Origin of the sequence: Enterococcus sp. AZ120, from assembly GCF_050546165.1 — a bacterium.
Taxonomy (GTDB): domain Bacteria; phylum Bacillota; class Bacilli; order Lactobacillales; family Enterococcaceae; genus Enterococcus; species Enterococcus faecalis.
In genome coordinates this window covers 2,511,671-2,527,362 of sequence record NZ_CP172950.1, presented here as the reverse complement: position 1 = coordinate 2,527,362, position 15,692 = coordinate 2,511,671, and the positions used below count along the sequence as shown (strand labels likewise).

General features: G+C 39.8%; 16 protein-coding genes. 11 read left to right on the top strand and 5 right to left on the bottom strand.

The features are described from left to right. The first annotated feature begins 73 nt into the window (after positions 1–73). The gene (locus IGJ46_RS12070; RefSeq protein WP_002381060.1) at positions 74–1,045 is read left to right on the top strand and encodes a ribose-phosphate diphosphokinase; all 972 of its coding nucleotides are present in this window, start codon (positions 74–76) and stop codon (positions 1,043–1,045) included. Positions 1,046–1,097: 52 nt separating this feature from the next. Here the strand turns inward: IGJ46_RS12070 and IGJ46_RS12065 are convergent, their stop codons facing one another. Beyond that, positions 1,098–1,631 carry a CPBP family intramembrane glutamic endopeptidase gene (locus tag IGJ46_RS12065; protein WP_002385180.1) on the bottom strand — a complete coding sequence of 178 codons (534 nt, stop codon included), beginning with the start codon at positions 1,629–1,631 and terminating at the stop codon, positions 1,098–1,100. Positions 1,632–1,913: 282 nt separating this feature from the next. Between IGJ46_RS12065 and IGJ46_RS12060 the strand changes: the two genes are divergently transcribed. Further along, positions 1,914–2,039 (top strand): hypothetical protein, encoded by a 126-nt coding sequence (locus tag IGJ46_RS12060; RefSeq protein WP_010821164.1) that lies wholly within the window; start codon positions 1,914–1,916, stop codon positions 2,037–2,039. A 408-nt stretch (positions 2,040–2,447) separates the two neighbouring features. After that, complete coding sequence (gene pepG1 / locus IGJ46_RS12055; RefSeq protein ID WP_002367458.1) at positions 2,448–2,591, top strand: type I toxin-antitoxin system toxin PepG1; 144 nt, start codon at positions 2,448–2,450, stop codon at positions 2,589–2,591. 239 nt (positions 2,592–2,830) lie between these two features. Here the strand turns inward: pepG1 and IGJ46_RS12050 are convergent, their stop codons facing one another. The 3 genes from IGJ46_RS12050 to IGJ46_RS12040 form a co-directional block, all read right to left on the bottom strand. Continuing rightward, positions 2,831–3,424 carry a PBECR4 domain-containing protein gene (locus IGJ46_RS12050; RefSeq protein WP_002385181.1) on the bottom strand — a complete coding sequence of 198 codons (594 nt, stop codon included), beginning with the start codon at positions 3,422–3,424 and terminating at the stop codon, positions 2,831–2,833. A 412-nt stretch (positions 3,425–3,836) separates the two neighbouring features. Further along, the gene (gene pgmB / locus IGJ46_RS12045; protein WP_218391305.1) at positions 3,837–4,487 is read right to left on the bottom strand and encodes a beta-phosphoglucomutase; all 651 of its coding nucleotides are present in this window, start codon (positions 4,485–4,487) and stop codon (positions 3,837–3,839) included. A 14-nt stretch (positions 4,488–4,501) separates the two neighbouring features. Beyond that, entirely contained in the window at positions 4,502–7,246 is a 2,745-nt protein-coding gene (locus IGJ46_RS12040; protein ID WP_218391304.1) for a glycoside hydrolase family 65 protein, read from the bottom strand. A 261-nt stretch (positions 7,247–7,507) separates the two neighbouring features. Here IGJ46_RS12040 and treR point away from each other — a divergent pair, with 261 nt between their 5' ends. The 3 genes from treR to IGJ46_RS12025 all read left to right on the top strand — a co-directional run bounded on the left by treR (position 7,508) and on the right by IGJ46_RS12025 (position 10,139). Next, positions 7,508–8,221, top strand: coding sequence for a trehalose operon repressor (treR, locus tag IGJ46_RS12035; protein ID WP_002367455.1), 714 nt, complete (start codon positions 7,508–7,510; stop codon positions 8,219–8,221). A 395-nt stretch (positions 8,222–8,616) separates the two neighbouring features. After that, positions 8,617–9,339, top strand: a complete 723-nt coding sequence (locus tag IGJ46_RS12030; protein ID WP_016622581.1) for a WxL domain-containing protein — start codon at positions 8,617–8,619, stop codon at positions 9,337–9,339. 95 nt (positions 9,340–9,434) lie between these two features. Further along, positions 9,435–10,139 carry a WxL domain-containing protein gene (locus IGJ46_RS12025; RefSeq protein ID WP_047648973.1) on the top strand — a complete coding sequence of 235 codons (705 nt, stop codon included), beginning with the start codon at positions 9,435–9,437 and terminating at the stop codon, positions 10,137–10,139. 40 nt (positions 10,140–10,179) lie between these two features. Here the strand turns inward: IGJ46_RS12025 and mscL are convergent, their stop codons facing one another. Then, positions 10,180–10,629, bottom strand: coding sequence for a large conductance mechanosensitive channel protein MscL (gene mscL / locus IGJ46_RS12020; RefSeq protein ID WP_002359018.1), 450 nt, complete (start codon positions 10,627–10,629; stop codon positions 10,180–10,182). A gap of 208 nt (positions 10,630–10,837) precedes the next feature. Here mscL and yfmF point away from each other — a divergent pair, with 208 nt between their 5' ends. From yfmF to pgsA, 5 genes are all read left to right on the top strand, one after another. Then, a complete protein-coding gene (yfmF, locus tag IGJ46_RS12015; protein ID WP_016622583.1) occupies positions 10,838–12,106 on the top strand; it encodes an EF-P 5-aminopentanol modification-associated protein YfmF in 1,269 nt (422 codons plus the stop codon). Then, positions 12,099–13,403 (top strand): EF-P 5-aminopentanol modification-associated protein YfmH, encoded by a 1,305-nt coding sequence (yfmH, locus tag IGJ46_RS12010; RefSeq protein WP_002354885.1) that lies wholly within the window; start codon positions 12,099–12,101, stop codon positions 13,401–13,403. Before yfmF ends, yfmH begins: the two co-directional genes overlap by 8 nt. Positions 13,404–13,570: 167 nt before the next feature. Further along, a complete protein-coding gene (locus IGJ46_RS12005; protein ID WP_002419616.1) occupies positions 13,571–14,437 on the top strand; it encodes a RodZ domain-containing protein in 867 nt (288 codons plus the stop codon). Between the two features lie 124 nt (positions 14,438–14,561). Next, complete coding sequence (locus IGJ46_RS12000) at positions 14,562–14,774, top strand: hypothetical protein (RefSeq protein WP_002359021.1); 213 nt, start codon at positions 14,562–14,564, stop codon at positions 14,772–14,774. A gap of 98 nt (positions 14,775–14,872) precedes the next feature. Then, positions 14,873–15,451: a CDP-diacylglycerol--glycerol-3-phosphate 3-phosphatidyltransferase gene (gene pgsA / locus IGJ46_RS11995; RefSeq protein ID WP_002365382.1), complete on the top strand. Its 579-nt coding sequence runs from the start codon at positions 14,873–14,875 to the stop codon at positions 15,449–15,451. Positions 15,452–15,692 lie beyond the last annotated feature (241 nt).

Genomic DNA, 15,692 nt, shown 5'->3' with positions numbered 1-15,692 from the left:
GACTACTATTATTTTAGAAGGAAAGTATTGTTCAGTTTTAACGAATTGGCTGAAATAGAAAGTGGAGGTTCTAATGTCGAAACATTATTTTGATCCAAGATTGAAAATCTTTTCTTTGAACTCTAATCGTCCCTTAGCAGAAAAAATTGCGGATGCTGTGGGTGTGGAGCTAGGAAAGTGCTCTGTAACACAATTTAGTGATGGCGAAATTCAAGTGAATATTGAAGAAAGTATTCGTGGTGCACATGTTTACGTCATTCAATCAACAAGTAGCCCTGTTAACGATAACTTAATGGAACTATTAATCATGATTGATGCGTTAAAACGTGCGAGTGCTAAAACAATTAACGTGGTTATGCCTTATTATGGGTATGCACGTCAAGACCGTAAAGCACGTGCTCGGGAACCAATCACTGCTAAACTTGTTGCAAACATGATTGAAAAAGCTGGTGCAACAAGAATGTTGACATTGGACTTACATGCGGTCCAAATTCAAGGATTCTTTGATATTCCAGTGGATCATTTGATGGGTGCACCATTAATTGCCGATTACTTCATCGAACACGGCATTCAAGGCGATGACGTCGTTGTTGTTTCCCCTGACCATGGTGGTGTAACGCGTGCGCGTAAATTGGCAGAATTCTTAAAAGCACCAATTGCGATCATTGACAAACGTCGTCCAAAAGCGAACGTAGCAGAAGTAATGAATATCATTGGTCATGTGGAAGGCAAAACATGTGTCTTAATTGATGACATGATTGACACAGCGGGGACAATTTCTCTTGCTGCAAACGCATTGAAAGAAGCCGGAGCAAAAGACGTTTACGCTTCTTGTACACATCCCGTTTTATCAGGACCAGCCTTACAACGTATTGAAGATTCAGCAATTGAACGCTTAGTTGTAACAGACTCTATTTACCTATCTGATGATCGTAAAATTGCTAAAATTGACGAAGTCAGCGTTGGTGAATTAATTGGAGATGCGATTAAACGTATCCACGAAAACAAACCAGTTAGTCCGTTATTTGAAACAAAAAATAAATAATTACAAAAAACCGCCCACATCATTTTTCTGATGTGGGCGGTTTTTTTGTGTATTATAAATTATTTAATAGCAAATGAATCGCAAGAGGATACGTGAGATTGTTATTACAGAAATAATAGGTAGAGGCTAAAACCCAGCCCATTCCACAATAAAAAAGCATGGAAATTGATGGTAATAGTCCATGGCTAAGACCAAAAAAAAGACCAGAAAAAAATATTTTACATAAGACACTTCGAGAGGTGTTTTTTATAAAAAATAAGTTCATAAAAATGCCACGAGTCAGGAGTTCTTCTATTATAGGTGAAAAGAGTCTAGTATGAAGGGCCATTAAAACAGGTGCTACATTTCGGACTTCATTAATATAATGTTGATTTTCTGGAGTAGGAATGCGTGAGAAAAGTAAATTTAGAATAATAGAAAATAAGAACATGCCAATAGCTAGTAATAGACTTTTAAAGATAGCTTGCTTTTTTTTCTTTACTATTTTTTTATAGAAAACTGACAGCACGATAATAATAATTAAAGATAGTACACTATCAAAGATAATCAAGGCTTTTTCGTTATTTTTTATAGCTATTAAGCTCATTCCGGTTAATGCTTCTATGCTGGGTAGGGCTGTCAAAAAAGTGAACAGGAGATAAAGAAGTTTTTTTTCTTTGTAGATAATTTTGTTTCGATACTATAACAACCTCCTTTTCTATTTTGTCAGAATGATATGTTTACAAATTGAACTACTAATCAAGGAATAAAAAGGAAATGAAAAAATGATGCTTCCTCTATTGTGAGTTTTATTATAATTAGATAAAATATAGATGTCAAAAAGATTAAAAAGGTTGGAGCTTTAAAAATATTGGAAAGGAGTATACAAATGAAAAAGATAACTGAACGACCAATTGTCAAAATCTTAATTAAGATTTTGATCTTTGCCCTATGTTTTTATGCGGGGATAAAATTCGTTGATTTCATTTTTCCGTTAGTAGGATTTAAACAATAAGCAAAAGAAATGAACGTGGAGACAAGCACAAAGGACCGTGAACTTCGTTGCTAATAGTAAAGTATTGGTCCTTGGAAACTAAAAAGCTGTTAAAAATGACAATAAAAAATAACCGTTTACTTTGACCAAGCACGGTTATTTTTAAATAATTAACATGGTCACCGTCTTAAACGGCTCTGCATCAGAGAGGTATGTTGAAGCATATCTCTCTTTTCATTTTCATTATAGCACATTTCCCTAAAAAAATATATTTAAAACTAATTATTTTTTAGTTTCACATGGTATAATCTAAGTGTAGAGTAGTTAAGGCGGAGGCAAGCGCAAAGGAACATGCGCTTTGCGACGAGCATCGCAACAAAGTGAGAAGCGTAGGAGCAGAGACTTTCCTCTTTCGGTGAGGTGGTGCGTATGAGCGTACTTCCAAAATTTACAGAAAGGAGAGGCCTTTTGTCAGCATATGAGACAATTCAGACGATCCTAGGTTTTGGTATGTTTACCATTGCTTTGATTGCGCTGATTGTTAAATTGCTTAAAAATGACAAGAAAAAATAACCGTCTACTTTGACCAGTACGGTTATTTTTAAATAATACAATTGGTCACCGTCTTAAACGGCTCTACATCAGAGAGGTATGTTGAAGCATATCTCTCTTTTCGTTTTCATTATAGCACATTTTCCCGAAAAGCACGAATAAATTTAGCGTTAATCCGTGCAATCCTAAAAGCTGTTAAAGAGGAGAAAAACCTCTGGGCTTTTTCTCTTTCCCTATAGTCTGTTTAGCCCGCTTTTTTGTTAAAATTTATCGTAAACTTCAATTACTGAGGTGCTATTCAGCTCAGACTTACTTATTTTAATTACTTCATGGGATTCAGTTAAAGATTTCGATTGGCTCTTTCGTGGCTGATTTATTAACGATAATAAAGATTGTGGAACGTACTTTTTGTTATTCTCTTTACATGTTAACGCCACAATCATTTTGCCTGAACGAATTGCTTTTTCATACTGTAAATTATAAAATTTTCCTCCATCGCATATTCGTACACCTGGAGAAATAAGCATTTCTAATAGAGGAATTACTTGTAATTTTTGGCCTGTGGTTCCATCATCTTTAGGTTTAATCCCGCGCAGTGAAACTTTATTATTTTTTAAAGCTCTGTAAAATTGAGTAGCCTTAAAACGAAATTTACAGCTCCCTTGTTTATCTATTTGATAATAGTCAACTCCGCATAAATGCATAAAATTCCCAGCTTCAAATTGAACGTTCATTTCTAACAATTTCTTTGTTTTCCGATGTTGATATGTATAAGTGAACATATGATTATTGAAGTTGGTGTCATAAATTAAGAACGCCTTTCTAATTGTGTCAAAATCTTTTTTCTCAATCATTAGTTTCTCCTATAAATAAAGAAGCCAAGCTTAGCTTGCCTTCTTTAAACTTCAAATATAATTCAGGTTTTTCTGTTGCTCACCAACTATTGGCTCTACGTCCAATTTTATATCGAGTTTTTCTGTTGCTCGCCAACTATCGGCTATTACTTCCGATTTCAGTATTGAGTTATTATGATGCCTGATCATCAAGAAACATCTACTTGTTTCTAATAAAAGTCTACCACAGAACCACGTTCAACTCAATCCTTTTTAATCCAATAATGGAGTGTAATGACAATAAAAAGGTCACCGTCTCAAACGGCTCTACACTAGAGAGGTATGTTGACGCAGCTCTCTTTTCATCTACATTCTAGCATAGATACAATGTAGATGAAAAGAGGTGCCTGCTGCTAAAGGTTCTTGTCATTCTTTAGCGATTGAGCAGTGCATCAACGCTTAGTTCAGTCATTTCAGAAACTTGCATGTCGGCTCCGATTAAGGGTTGGCTGGCCGACAAGCCGACGGCATAGATGCCCGCGGCTTTCAAGCCGTCAATGCCTGATTGGGCATCTTCAAAGCCAATGGCGTTTTGCGGTAGCACGCCAATACTGTCAGCGGCGGCTAAAAAGATTTCAGGATCAGGTTTGCCTTTGCTTAATGAGTCGGGATCGACAATTGTGGCGAAGTACGCGCGCACGCCTAATTTTTCCAAAATCAGGGGCGCGTTTTTTGAAGCCGAAGCCACGGCACAGGGAATGTGACGTGCTTGGGCTTGCTGTAGCAATGGCACGACACCAGGTAAAACATCTTCTGTCGTTAAATGTTCTAATAATTGAACGTAGTGGTCATTTTTTTGCTGAGCTAAGGCTTCTTTTTCTGCTGGAGTAAACGCATTTTCACGGTGGCCATGGGCTAAAATGCGGTCCAAGGAATCCATCCGACTAATGCCTTTTAATGTTTCGTTGAAGGTTTCGTCAATGGGAATACATAGCGAATCGGCCAACGCTTTCCAAGCTTGATAATGAAATTTGGCGGTGTCAGTAATGACACCATCCAAATCAAAAATAAATCCAATCGTCATTGTGGTTCGCTCCTTTATTGATAATGTACTTCTTTTGGTCGTTCGGCGGTTAACGGAATCAACGCGCCCTGAACCAATAATTGTGTGTCTTTATCTGCTGTAATCGTGACACTGGTTTGTGTTAATGAAAATTGATACGTCACGCCTTGATGAATAAACTGGAAGGCCAGCGCTTGCCAATGTTCAGGTAAGTTTGGACAAATTGATAACTCGTTCTGGCGCGTGTCAACGCCTGCATACGTCGCTAAAGTAACGTGGATCGTCGCAGCCATGACCCCTGTATGAATCCCTTCAGCGGTCGTGCCACCTTGAATGTCACGATAATCGGAATACAACGCTTCTTGATAAAGTTGCCAAGATAGCTCATGGAATTGCGCCATTTCTGCCAATTGGGCATGAACAATTCGTGACAAAGTCGAACCATGAGACGTCCGTTTTAGATAATACAAAAGATTTTTTTCCAAATAATCCGCAGGCAATTGATACCCTAAATCTTCTAAAATTTGATCCACCCGAGTTTTGTCTAAGTTGTAGAACAACATTAACGTGTCGGCTTGTTTCGCCACTTTGTAATTATCGGGAGATTCTCCTTCGGCTTTTAAAATTCGATCCATGCGGTAAATATTGCCGTATTTCTCTTTCATCGCCGCCCAGTCAATCTCTTTTAAGCCGAAATACCCTTCATATTGCGCAATAATACCGTCAGAATTAACTTCAATTTCCAGTGAATTTTGAATTTGCTGCATGCGGGCTAAATCAGCCGAAGTGGTCTGAGTTTTGGCAAAAAGTTGTGCCTGTTCTTCCTCAGAGAAAAGTGCCAAAATGTTGGTTAATTCTTCGAATAGCCAAACCACCATCAAATTCGTATAGGCGTTGTTTTTCAAGCCGCTTTCCGTTTGGTCTGGATAGCCCTCGTGAAACTCATCAGGTCCCATCACTTTATCAATAAAGAACCGTCCTGTTGCATCATCTAACGTCGCAGCGCTGTTCCAAAATTGAGCGATTTCTAACAACATTTCGCCGCCATATTGTTTCATAAATTCATGATCCTGTGTACTATGCCAATACAACCAAGCATTGTAAGCAATCGCTAAGGACACATGTCGTTGCAGAATACTATGATCCTCGCCCCAATGTCCATTCAACGGATTTAAGTGAAGTTTTTGCGTGGTTTCACGCCCATCACGTCCTGATTGCCACGGATACATTGCGCCACGATACTGGCTGGCCGCCGCATTTTCCTTCGCTTTCTCTAATCGGTGGTAGCGATACAGCAACAATTGTTTCGCTGTGTCAGGATAATGTTGAATATAAAAAGGTAAAATAAAAATTTCATCCCAGAAAATATGTCCACGATACGCTTCACCGTGCAAGCCTCGGGCGGTAATCGAGACGTCCAATGCTTGGGCTTGGTTACTAAAAGGCGAAGCCGAAGCCAGCAAGTGATAACTGTGAATCCGTAAAAGTTTTTGAGACATCAAATCGCCTGTCACGGTAATGTTGGCTTGTTGCCAAAGGGTTTGCCAAGCGCGGGCGCTTTCCTGAGCGGCGGCCGCAAAAGAGTCCTTCGGCGTAAACGGTACTTGCCAACTTTGTTCGGCGTGGCTGGCTTGCACATAGACTTGTTTTTCTAGCGTATAGCGCGTTCCTTGGTGCGCCATCACGGTCACCACTTGGGCGATTTTTTCCGCTTCTTCTTGAATCGTAATCGCTTCTTTTTCAAAAAAATCACCGGTTATCAAGGCCGTTTCTCGGACGCTCAAGTTGGATTGATTGGTACAAACCTCAATCACGGTTTTGTTTTCCTGCGCGCTTAATGCTGTCACCTGAAAATGTTTGGCTGTTAAGTTACGATACCGCGCCACGTTATAGTTGTAGACACTGCCATCCGTGACGGTTTTCAAAGTAATCGGGGCCGAAAAGTTTAACGGCTCAAACGTATATTGCAGATGATAGTCATTCGGCTGTGCCATATTGGCGATTTTTTTCGTCGTTAATTTAATTTGCTGATTGTCCGCATCTTTCAAAATCATTTCTGCGACAAACAATCCCGTTTTCAAGTTCAATTGACGGTGTAATTGTTGTAGCGTGTCTGGAGAAATCGTTAACCAGTCAGTGGCATCGCCAATTTTTAAAGCGATGTGTTGGTTGTCAGGAGCATTGACGAAATCTTCATTTTCCACTACTTGACCCGCAACTTCCGAAGCCGCTGTATTATAAAGCCCCGCAATGTAGGTCGCTGGATAATGATCATCAGAAATCGTCATCTCAGGTGTCGTGCCGCGCAAGCCTAAAAAGCCATTGCCGACAGTTAACAGGGACTCCACCGCATATTCATTTTTCCCAGGCACGTAGCCATAATAGTCTAAATGCCAAGCCAGATACTGCCGTTTTTCTTCAAATGCTTCCAGCAGATTCGGTGCCGCCGCTTGTTCGGCTGCCGTTAAAAGTGGCGTGTTCAACTGTTCCGCGAATGCTTGAATCACCGCTTGCGGAACCAGCGCCAACGTTTCCTCTGGCGAAAAGAAATCCGCTGGAAAATCAGCCACAATCCCCCCCAGAATCGGCGTAGCCTCTGCCAAAATCAATTGGCACAGCTCAGGAACCGTTTCTTCGATAGTCAAGGCTTCAAAAGGGAACGTTTTTTGGTGAAGCGGTTCCAATTTATGGTTAAAAAAAGTCGTCGTTAGTTGGTTCGTTGCGAATGTTAATTCTAAAATGGTCATGTTTGGCGCCTCCTCGTAAACTTGTATAGACATGTTGTGTTTGACTACAGTATAGTATGAACGAATCAGAATTACAAGGATTTTCCCCAGATTCTTGGGAAAACTTTTCCAGAAGGGGGCAGCAACAGACTACGCTGGGTCCGAAAAAAAGGCGGTCAAGCAGTGGTTTGGCTGGGGGAGTTTGTGGCGTAAGCAAGGCAGAAAGTGCGGGGGATTTTTCTGACCAGCTCTAGGTTTTTCGGAGGGAATATGCTATGCTTTTAGAAAAGAAATTGTTGGTAGAGGAGGATCGGCATGAACAAGTTTCATGACATATTTTTAGAATTAGAACAACAAATTGTCCAAGGCGACTATCAGCCAGGCGATTTATTACCTAGTGAAAATCAATTAGTGGAAACCTACAATGTTTCCCGTGAAACAATTCGGAAAGCCTTGAATTTACTAATTAACGCTGGCTACATTCAGAAAAAACAAGGCAAAGGCTCGATTGTGCTCAACTTTAAAAAGTTTAATTTTCCTATTTCAGGGGTGACCAGTTACAAGGAGTTACAACAAACGCAACATATTGAAAGTCATACTCATGTGGTTTCCTTAGAAGAAATTCCTGTGGAGCGCAACTTGGCTCAGTTGACTGGTTGGAGGGAAGGGGCCCCTGTGTGGCGCTTAGTTCGGCAACGGGAGATTGAAGGGGAAGTCGATATTTTAGATATTGATTACTTGATTAAAGAGATTGTCCCAGAACTGCCGAAACACCGTGCCGAAGATTCGATTTTCGATTATCTTGAAAACGACCTTGGCTTGGCGATTAGTTACGCCCAGAAAGAAATTACCGTGGAACCGCTCACAGAGATGGACAAGCAGCTGATTGGTGAAGTGGAAGGCAATCATGTTGTCGTGGTCCGCAGTATCATGAACTTGGAAGATACCCGCTGTTTTGGCTATACGGAATCTCGTCACCGCTTAAACAAATTTAAGTTTGTGGAATTCGCTCGTCGCCGTAAATTGTAAGTCTTAGTGACGAACAAATATAAAAACGGCTGTCATTAAATAAAAAATTACGGTTTTTTCGCTGTAACTGCGAATAAATGTATAAGATTTTAGGAGAAAACGTCACAAAGTTAGAGTTTGACCTCTACTTTGTGACGTTTTCTCGTTGTTTATTAAAGCATTTTTTCGGAAAAACCATTAAATAACAGCCAAAAATATCAATAAGTGTTGAAAAAAAGCCTTTAAACTAAGGGGAAACGTTGCTTTTAAAGGAAATGTTGTTTTTTTGCAAGAACTGTTCAATATTTAAAATCACAGACAAGGGGGAATCTTGTATAATAAAGCCATAGCTTCAGTAGCACCGAAGAAACACCTAGGGCGCACTGGGAATTCAAGATGTTAAAGGAGATGTACATATGAAAAAGAAAATAATGGCAAGTTTATTGGTTGGTAGTACCGTAGTTGGCGCAAGTTTGGCTCCCCTTTCGGCACAGGCTGTAACGACAGGGAATACGCCTGTATCTGTGGGATTTGAAGGGGGAAGTTTGCCAGATGGTAATGGAGATGGAAACACTGTGAGGCCAGATCCAGGCGCTACAAATAGCAATTTTGATTTACTGTTTATTCCCAGAGAATTTGATTTTGGAACACTATCGATTTCTGATGATTTAACTCAACCGATTCCTAATAAAAAAGATACAGATATCACTCAGGCTGCTGGAGAGGCTGAAGCAATTGGCGTAGGGGATATGCGGGGAACTAAAGAAGGGTGGCATCTGACTGCTCAATCGATGGGTATGAAGCTCGGCGATGAGAGTTTGGAAGGCAGTATTACAAATAGTACAATTAATTTGTATTCATTAGACTATGATGCGGAAACTAACACGTATACTTCTAAAACTGCTAATCTTGCCGACCCAGTAGCTAAACCCGAAGTTATTAATGCAAGAAATTGGTCGCTGCCTTTAGGTGGCGAAGCCGTTCTTATAGCTAATGCAACAGCAGGAAAAGGGCAAGGACTATGGAAGTTTACAATGTTTAGTACCTCTTTAAATATCACCACTTCAGCGAACAATATCAAAGCAGGGAACTACACAGGGAACATCACCTGGAACCTCGTCGCAGGACCATCTATCTAAATACAAAGATTGAAAGAATCAAGTACAGAACAGCAGTCGTCACTTTTGCTGTTCTGTACTTTATAGACGAATTGAAAACAAAGGAGCGTACATAGATGAAAAAGAAAATAATGGCAAGTTTATTGGTTGGTAGCGCCGTAGTTGGCGCAAGTTTGGCACCACTTTCAGCACAGGCGGTGACGACAGGGAATACGCCTGTGCAGGTGGAGTTTGGCGGAGGAACATTGCCAGATCAAGGGGATAATACTGGTGGAAGTGTAGATCCAGATCCAACGAAACCAAATACAGATTTTGATTTATTAGCCATTCCAAGAAGTTTTGATTTTTCTCCAGTAAAAATTGGCGAAGATTTAACGTCTATTAAATCAGTTTCACCTCAAACTAGCCCACGATCTGTAATGGTGGGGGATTTACGAGGAACAAAAGAAGGCTGGCATGTAACGGGCGAAATAGCAGAAATGAAGAACGGGGCAGACAAATTAGATGGAGAGTTTAAATTTGGAATGACACCGTATTATGCTGTGTTCAATGTTAGCTCGGGTTTATATGGGGGAATGGCTAGTCAAAATGGAATGAACATTACTGATGATCCAACAGCACCTAGCTTTATTGGGACAAACATGACAATTGGTGGTGGTGCTACTACATTAATAAATGCTACTGTTGGTAAGGGTCAGGGAACTTGGTTGGGACGTATTGATAATATGACGTTAAATGTTACTACACCGTATCAACAAATCAAAGCAGGAGCCTACACAGGCAACATCACCTGGAACCTCGTCGCAGGACCATCAATCTAAGTCCAAACAAAAAAGTCATCCCCTCAGGATGACTTTTTGCTTATTTCTCTGTGACGGTGCTGTCTGTTTTGACAGTTTCAGCAGGCGGTGTTTGCGCCGCTAGCAAGTCGCGAATTTCTTTTAAGTAATCTTCGCTCGTTGGTACCACTTCTTCTTCTGCCGCTTCTTCTTTTTTGCCGCGGTTTTTCATTTTGTTGGCCGCTTTGACAATCAAGAAGAGGACGAAGGCCGTAATTAAAAATGTAATAAGTGCACTAATCACGCTACCAATATTGAATTCAACGCCTTCGACTTTATAAACAAGGGCACCCAATGCATCGTCGGCACTCTTTTTCCCAGTCGTCAAGACAAAAATCAGACTAATTAACGGGGTAATCAAGCCTTCCACCACTTGTGTCACAATCGCTGTAAACGCACTACCAATGACAACACCAACGGCTAGGTCTAAGACACTCCCGCGCATGATAAACTCTTTAAATTCTTTAATCATTCTTTTTTCCCTCCTCACTTTAAAAACAGTATACCGAATCTTCTTGAAAATTTGAACTGAAAAACTCTTATCATTCAGAAAGCACCTGAAGCTGTGTTATAATGGAGCTATTGGAAAAAACATTAAAAAATGCTTTAGAATTTACGCGATACATATATTTCACAGCATTCTTTAGGTAAGATGAAGCAAATGAAGGAGCGATGCGGCAATGTCTGTTCAATTAGTTAAAGGCGTGAATTTACACGTCATTCCTACAGAAAAATATAAAACGGTGCGTCTTTTAGTCCGCTTTAATACACGATTAAATCATGAAACCATTACAAAAAGAACGCTGTTGTCCAGTTTGATGGAAACCAACAGCTTGAATTACCCGAATCAAGTCAAGTTAAGTGAGCGTTTGGCGGAACTTTACGGCGCCAGCTTTGGGATTGGCGTTTCCAAAAAAGGCAATCAACATTGGTTTAATATTTCTATGAACATTGTCAATGATCATTATTTACAGGATAGTCAGGTTCTCGCCGAAGCGGTGGACTTTTTGAAGGAAATTATTTTTGCCCCCAATATTCAAGCAGGTCAATTTGAGGCGGAAACCTTCCAACGGGAAAAAGAGAACTTGAAAGCGTACTTGGAAAGTATTGTGGAGGATAAGCAAACCTATGCTTCTTTGGCGCTTCAAAGTGTCTATTTTAATCAATCGGAGGATCAAAAAATCCCTAGTTTCGGGACCGTTGCGGCGTTAGCTGAGGAAACAGCGGCGTCATTAGCAGCGTATTATCAAAAAATGCTGGCGGAAGATCAAGTGGATATTTTTGTTTTAGGCGATGTCAATGAGGCGGAGCTAGTGCCGTTATTCAAGCAATTACCGTTTACGCCTCGTGAAGAAGGCAAAGCCGCGATTTTCTACAATCAACCAATTCGCAACGTGATTGAAGAGCGGACCGAGCGTGAGGTGTTAGCCCAATCGAAATTAAACTTGGCTTACAACACGGATATTTATTATGGCGATAGCTATTATTTTGCGTTGCAAGTGTTTAATGGAATTTTTGGCGGTTTCCCGCATTCTAAATTATTTATGAATGTCCGTGAGAAAGAGCATTTAGCGTATTATGCTTCTAGTAGTATCGACACTTTCCGTGGCTTCATGACGGTTCAAACAGGAATCGATGGCAAAAATCGGAATCAGGTCTTGCGTTTGATTTCGACAGAATTGGAAAATATTCGCTTAGGTAAGATTAGCGAATTAGAAATTGAACAAACGAAAGCAATGTTAAAAAATCAGTATATCTTAGCGTTAGATAATGCAGGCGCGTGGCTGGAAAAAGAATACTTGAACCAATTAATGCCGCAGACGATGCTAACGGCGGAGGAATGGATTGCGCGGATCAATGCCGTGACTATTCCAGAAATCCAAGAAGTAGCCAAACGTTTGGAACTTCAAGCGATCTTCTTTTTGGAAGGAGAAACGGAAAATGATTAAAAAAGACTATGCACAAATTAAAGAAACATTGTATACAGAAACACTGGCGAATGGTTTAAAAGTTTACCTATTGCCGAAAAATGATTTCCAAAAAACGTATGGCTTGTTTACGACCGATTATGGTTCCATTGACAATACGTTCGTGCCAATTGGTCAAGAGGAAATGATTGAAGTACCTGACGGAATCGCCCACTTTTTAGAACATAAAATGTTTGAAAAAGAAGATGGCGATGTCTTCCAAAAATTTGGGCAACAAGGGGCTTCAGCGAATGCCTTTACCAGTTTTACGAAAACGAGTTATTTGTTTTCAACGACGGATCAAGTGACACAAAATCTAGAAACGTTGCTTGATTTTGTGCAATCGCCGTATTTCACGAAGGAAACGGTCGAAAAAGAAAAAGGTATCATCGGACAAGAAATTCAAATGTATTTAGATGATCCTAACTGGCGTTTGTTCTTTGGCATTTTAGGCAACCTTTATCCGAAACATCCATTGCATATTGATATTGCCGGTACAGTGGCAAGTATTGCGGAGATTACCGCAGAAGATTTGTATACATGCTACAATACGTTTTATCATCCAAGTAATATGACCTTATTCGTGGTAGGAAAAATGGACCCTGAAGCGTTAATGGCCTTCATTCGTGAAAACCAAGCGGCGAAAGAGTTTCCTGCCGCCCAACCTATTCGTCGGCATTTTCCTGAAGAAACAGCTGCTGACATTGTCAAAGAGAGCGCCATTGAAATGGCAGTCACACGGGCAAAAGTGCTTGTTGGCTTGAAAGGCTTAGATGAAGTGCCAACAACGGGTCGTGACTTAATGAAATATCAAGTCACCGTGAACTTGTTGTTACAATTATTGTTTGGTAATACCTCTCAAAACTATTTGGCTCTTTATGATGAAGGCTTGTTAGATGATAGTTTTAGTTATGACTTTAATTTAGATCGCAGTTTCCATTTTGCGGATATTGGCGGCGATAGTGAGCAACCAGAAGTCTTAGCAGAACGAATTGAAGCTATTTTATTATCTGCCACAACAAGTCCAGAATTAACGGAAGAAAATTTGTCCTTATTGAAGAAAAAAATGATTGGTAAATATTTCCAATCCTTAAACTCTTTAGAGTATATCGCCAACCAATTTTCACAATCATTGTTTGGGGAAACCACGCTGTTTGATAAGATTGAAGTCATTGAAAGCATTCAATTAGCCGACGTCCGCCAAGTAGCAGAGACCTTGATTCGTGAAGAAGGATTGAGCCGTTTCTACATGTATCCTAAAGGAGAAACCGAGCAATAAACCAACTGTTTAAGAAAAAGAAAAATCTTTGAAATCTTTCAATTTTGTTATCCTCAGTTGGCTTCTTTTGTGGTATTCTTAAAGGACGGGAATGTTTTCCTTGGCAATTGAAAAAGACTGATGAGACAATCGATAAATTAACAAAATAGACTGGAGAAGATGGACGAGTGGCCAGCGTAAATATTGGAGAAACACTAAAAGAAGCAAGATTGCAGAAGAACATCTCAATTGATGAACTGCAACAAATGACAAAAATTCAAAAAAGATATTTAGAAATTATTGAACAAAACGATTTTGAGTCCTTACCAGGCACCTTTTATGTGCGGGCGTTTATCCGCCAATATGCAAGTGCGGTCGGCTTAGATGGCAATCAATTGGTAGATATCTATGATGGCAAAGAACCAGCAATTGTCGAAGAACCCAAGCCAGTGTATGAAGAGCTTGAAGGGTCACGTAAGCAATTGCATGACGAAGAAAAGCAATCCAGTTGGTTACTGCGGAACTTACCGGCCATTGCCTTTTCGTTAATTGGTTTAGCCATTGCGGTCGTAGTGCTGTATATTATGTGGCAAGATCAAAAAGCCGAACCGATTATTCAAACACCGGCAACTAGTGCCAGTGTGGAAAAAACCAAAGAATCAAGTCAAGCCCCAGAAAGTAGCACACAAAGTAGTACACCGCCGTCTTCTTCAAGCGAACCAGAGAAGAAAACAGCTGTGGCTGTGGTGAGCGATGCTAACAATCAAGTGACTGCAACGGTTAAAGATGCGAATAGTCCAATCAACATTACCTTTAAAGGGACTGAAGGCTCTTGCTGGATTGGCGTGATGGTCGATGGCAACTATACGTACCAACACACCCTGCAAGCAGGAGAGACCCAAACAACAGCTTTACCTGCGAATGCCGCCAATGCAACACTGATTCTAGGCGCCTCAAATAACGTCGCCATCCAAGTCGATGGCGCCGATTTAACACTGGAAAAAACGCCAGTTTTAATTCGTAAGGATGTTACATTAGGGATTACGTATCGTTAGAAATGGTGTAAGAAGAATCTGGATAAACTGTCAAACGGCAATTATTCCAGATTCTTTTCTTTTATAATTAACAGCGAATGGTTAAAAAGACGACAATAATAATTCAAGAGAGAAGGGGTTATCAATGCTTAAAATAGTTAATAAAAAATTTAATCTTATCACCATATTTTCAATCGCTCTGTTGGTCATGGGCTTCTTGATTGTTGGCTTACAACTGTATTTCTACTTTATCTATGGTTCTAAATTTTTAGACAGTATCACATTGATTGGAATGATTAATTTAGGTTTAGGCTATTACCAGCTCTTTCTAAAAAAAGGCAAGAATATTTCTGAATAAACGGTCAAACGGCAATTATTCCAGATTCTTTTCTTTTTTTCGTGACACTGCCAGCAAGATAACGTAAAATAGAACAGGAGAAGGAAGGGGCAATTGAAGTGAATTTACCAAATAAATTAACAGTTTTAAGAATATTTATGATTCCGATTTTTATTATTATTGTGTCAGTGCCAATGGACTGGGGAACGATTAGTTTTGGCGACACAACGTTAGCCGTTACCCAATTAGTGGGCGCGATTATTTTTGCAGTTGCTAGTTTTACAGACTGGTTGGATGGCAAAATTGCCCGTGCGCAAGGCTTGGTGACGAACTTCGGAAAATTTGCGGACCCATTAGCGGACAAAATGCTAGTGATGACCGCCTTTATCGTCTTAGTTGGTCAAGGCAAAGTACCCGCTTGGATTGTAGCAATTATTGTTTGTCGTGAATTGGCAGTAACTGGTTTACGGTTGTTATTAGTCGAACATGGCGAAGTAATGGCAGCAGCTTGGCCAGGAAAAGTAAAAACAGCTACCCAAATGGTTGCAATTATTTTACTATTCATTAACAACATTCCATTTTCAGCACTTCATCTACCACTAGATCAAATCATGCTATATGCCTGCTTGATTTTCACCATTTACTCTGGTGTTGATTATTTTGCTAAGAATAAAGATGTTTTTAAAGGTTCGATGTAACCATATAAAAAAATTGCTTGATAAAAGCATAAATGAAAAAAGGTTCAAAGGTAAAATTGGTGAATCTTTTTTCTGTTCAGTGGGAATAGATATCTTGTTTGAATTTAGAGAACAATTGTTTGCTTTTATTTGACAAGAGGCTATGATTTAGCTATAATGTGGATGAAAGAAGTCAGAAATTCTTATGGCTCATATAGAATTTCTGGAGGTAAAACTCACCTGAAAGGGTACCAGATTATCT

Bases quoted from the DNA above. Each gene is read 5' to 3' on its own strand.
- pgmB (WP_218391305.1), bottom strand. From the start codon at position 4,487: ATGACGATTGGATTTATTTTTGATTTGGATGGTGTCATTACTGACACC.
- yfmH (WP_002354885.1), top strand. From the start codon at position 12,099: ATGATTAAAAAAGACTATGCACAAATTAAAGAAACATTGTATACAGAA.
- treR (WP_002367455.1), top strand. From the start codon at position 7,508: ATGAACAAGTTTCATGACATATTTTTAGAATTAGAACAACAAATTGTC.
- IGJ46_RS12050 (WP_002385181.1), bottom strand. From the start codon at position 3,424: ATGATTGAGAAAAAAGATTTTGACACAATTAGAAAGGCGTTCTTAATT.
- mscL (WP_002359018.1), bottom strand. From the start codon at position 10,629: ATGATTAAAGAATTTAAAGAGTTTATCATGCGCGGGAGTGTCTTAGAC.
- pepG1 (WP_002367458.1), top strand. From the start codon at position 2,448: ATGAGCGTACTTCCAAAATTTACAGAAAGGAGAGGCCTTTTGTCAGCA.
- IGJ46_RS12025 (WP_047648973.1), top strand. From the start codon at position 9,435: ATGAAAAAGAAAATAATGGCAAGTTTATTGGTTGGTAGCGCCGTAGTT.
- IGJ46_RS12070 (WP_002381060.1), top strand. From the start codon at position 74: ATGTCGAAACATTATTTTGATCCAAGATTGAAAATCTTTTCTTTGAAC.
- IGJ46_RS12000 (WP_002359021.1), top strand. From the start codon at position 14,562: ATGCTTAAAATAGTTAATAAAAAATTTAATCTTATCACCATATTTTCA.
- IGJ46_RS12040 (WP_218391304.1), bottom strand. From the start codon at position 7,246: ATGTCTATACAAGTTTACGAGGAGGCGCCAAACATGACCATTTTAGAA.
- yfmF (WP_016622583.1), top strand. From the start codon at position 10,838: ATGTCTGTTCAATTAGTTAAAGGCGTGAATTTACACGTCATTCCTACA.
- IGJ46_RS12060 (WP_010821164.1), top strand. From the start codon at position 1,914: ATGAAAAAGATAACTGAACGACCAATTGTCAAAATCTTAATTAAGATT.
- IGJ46_RS12065 (WP_002385180.1), bottom strand. From the start codon at position 1,631: ATGAGCTTAATAGCTATAAAAAATAACGAAAAAGCCTTGATTATCTTT.
- IGJ46_RS12030 (WP_016622581.1), top strand. From the start codon at position 8,617: ATGAAAAAGAAAATAATGGCAAGTTTATTGGTTGGTAGTACCGTAGTT.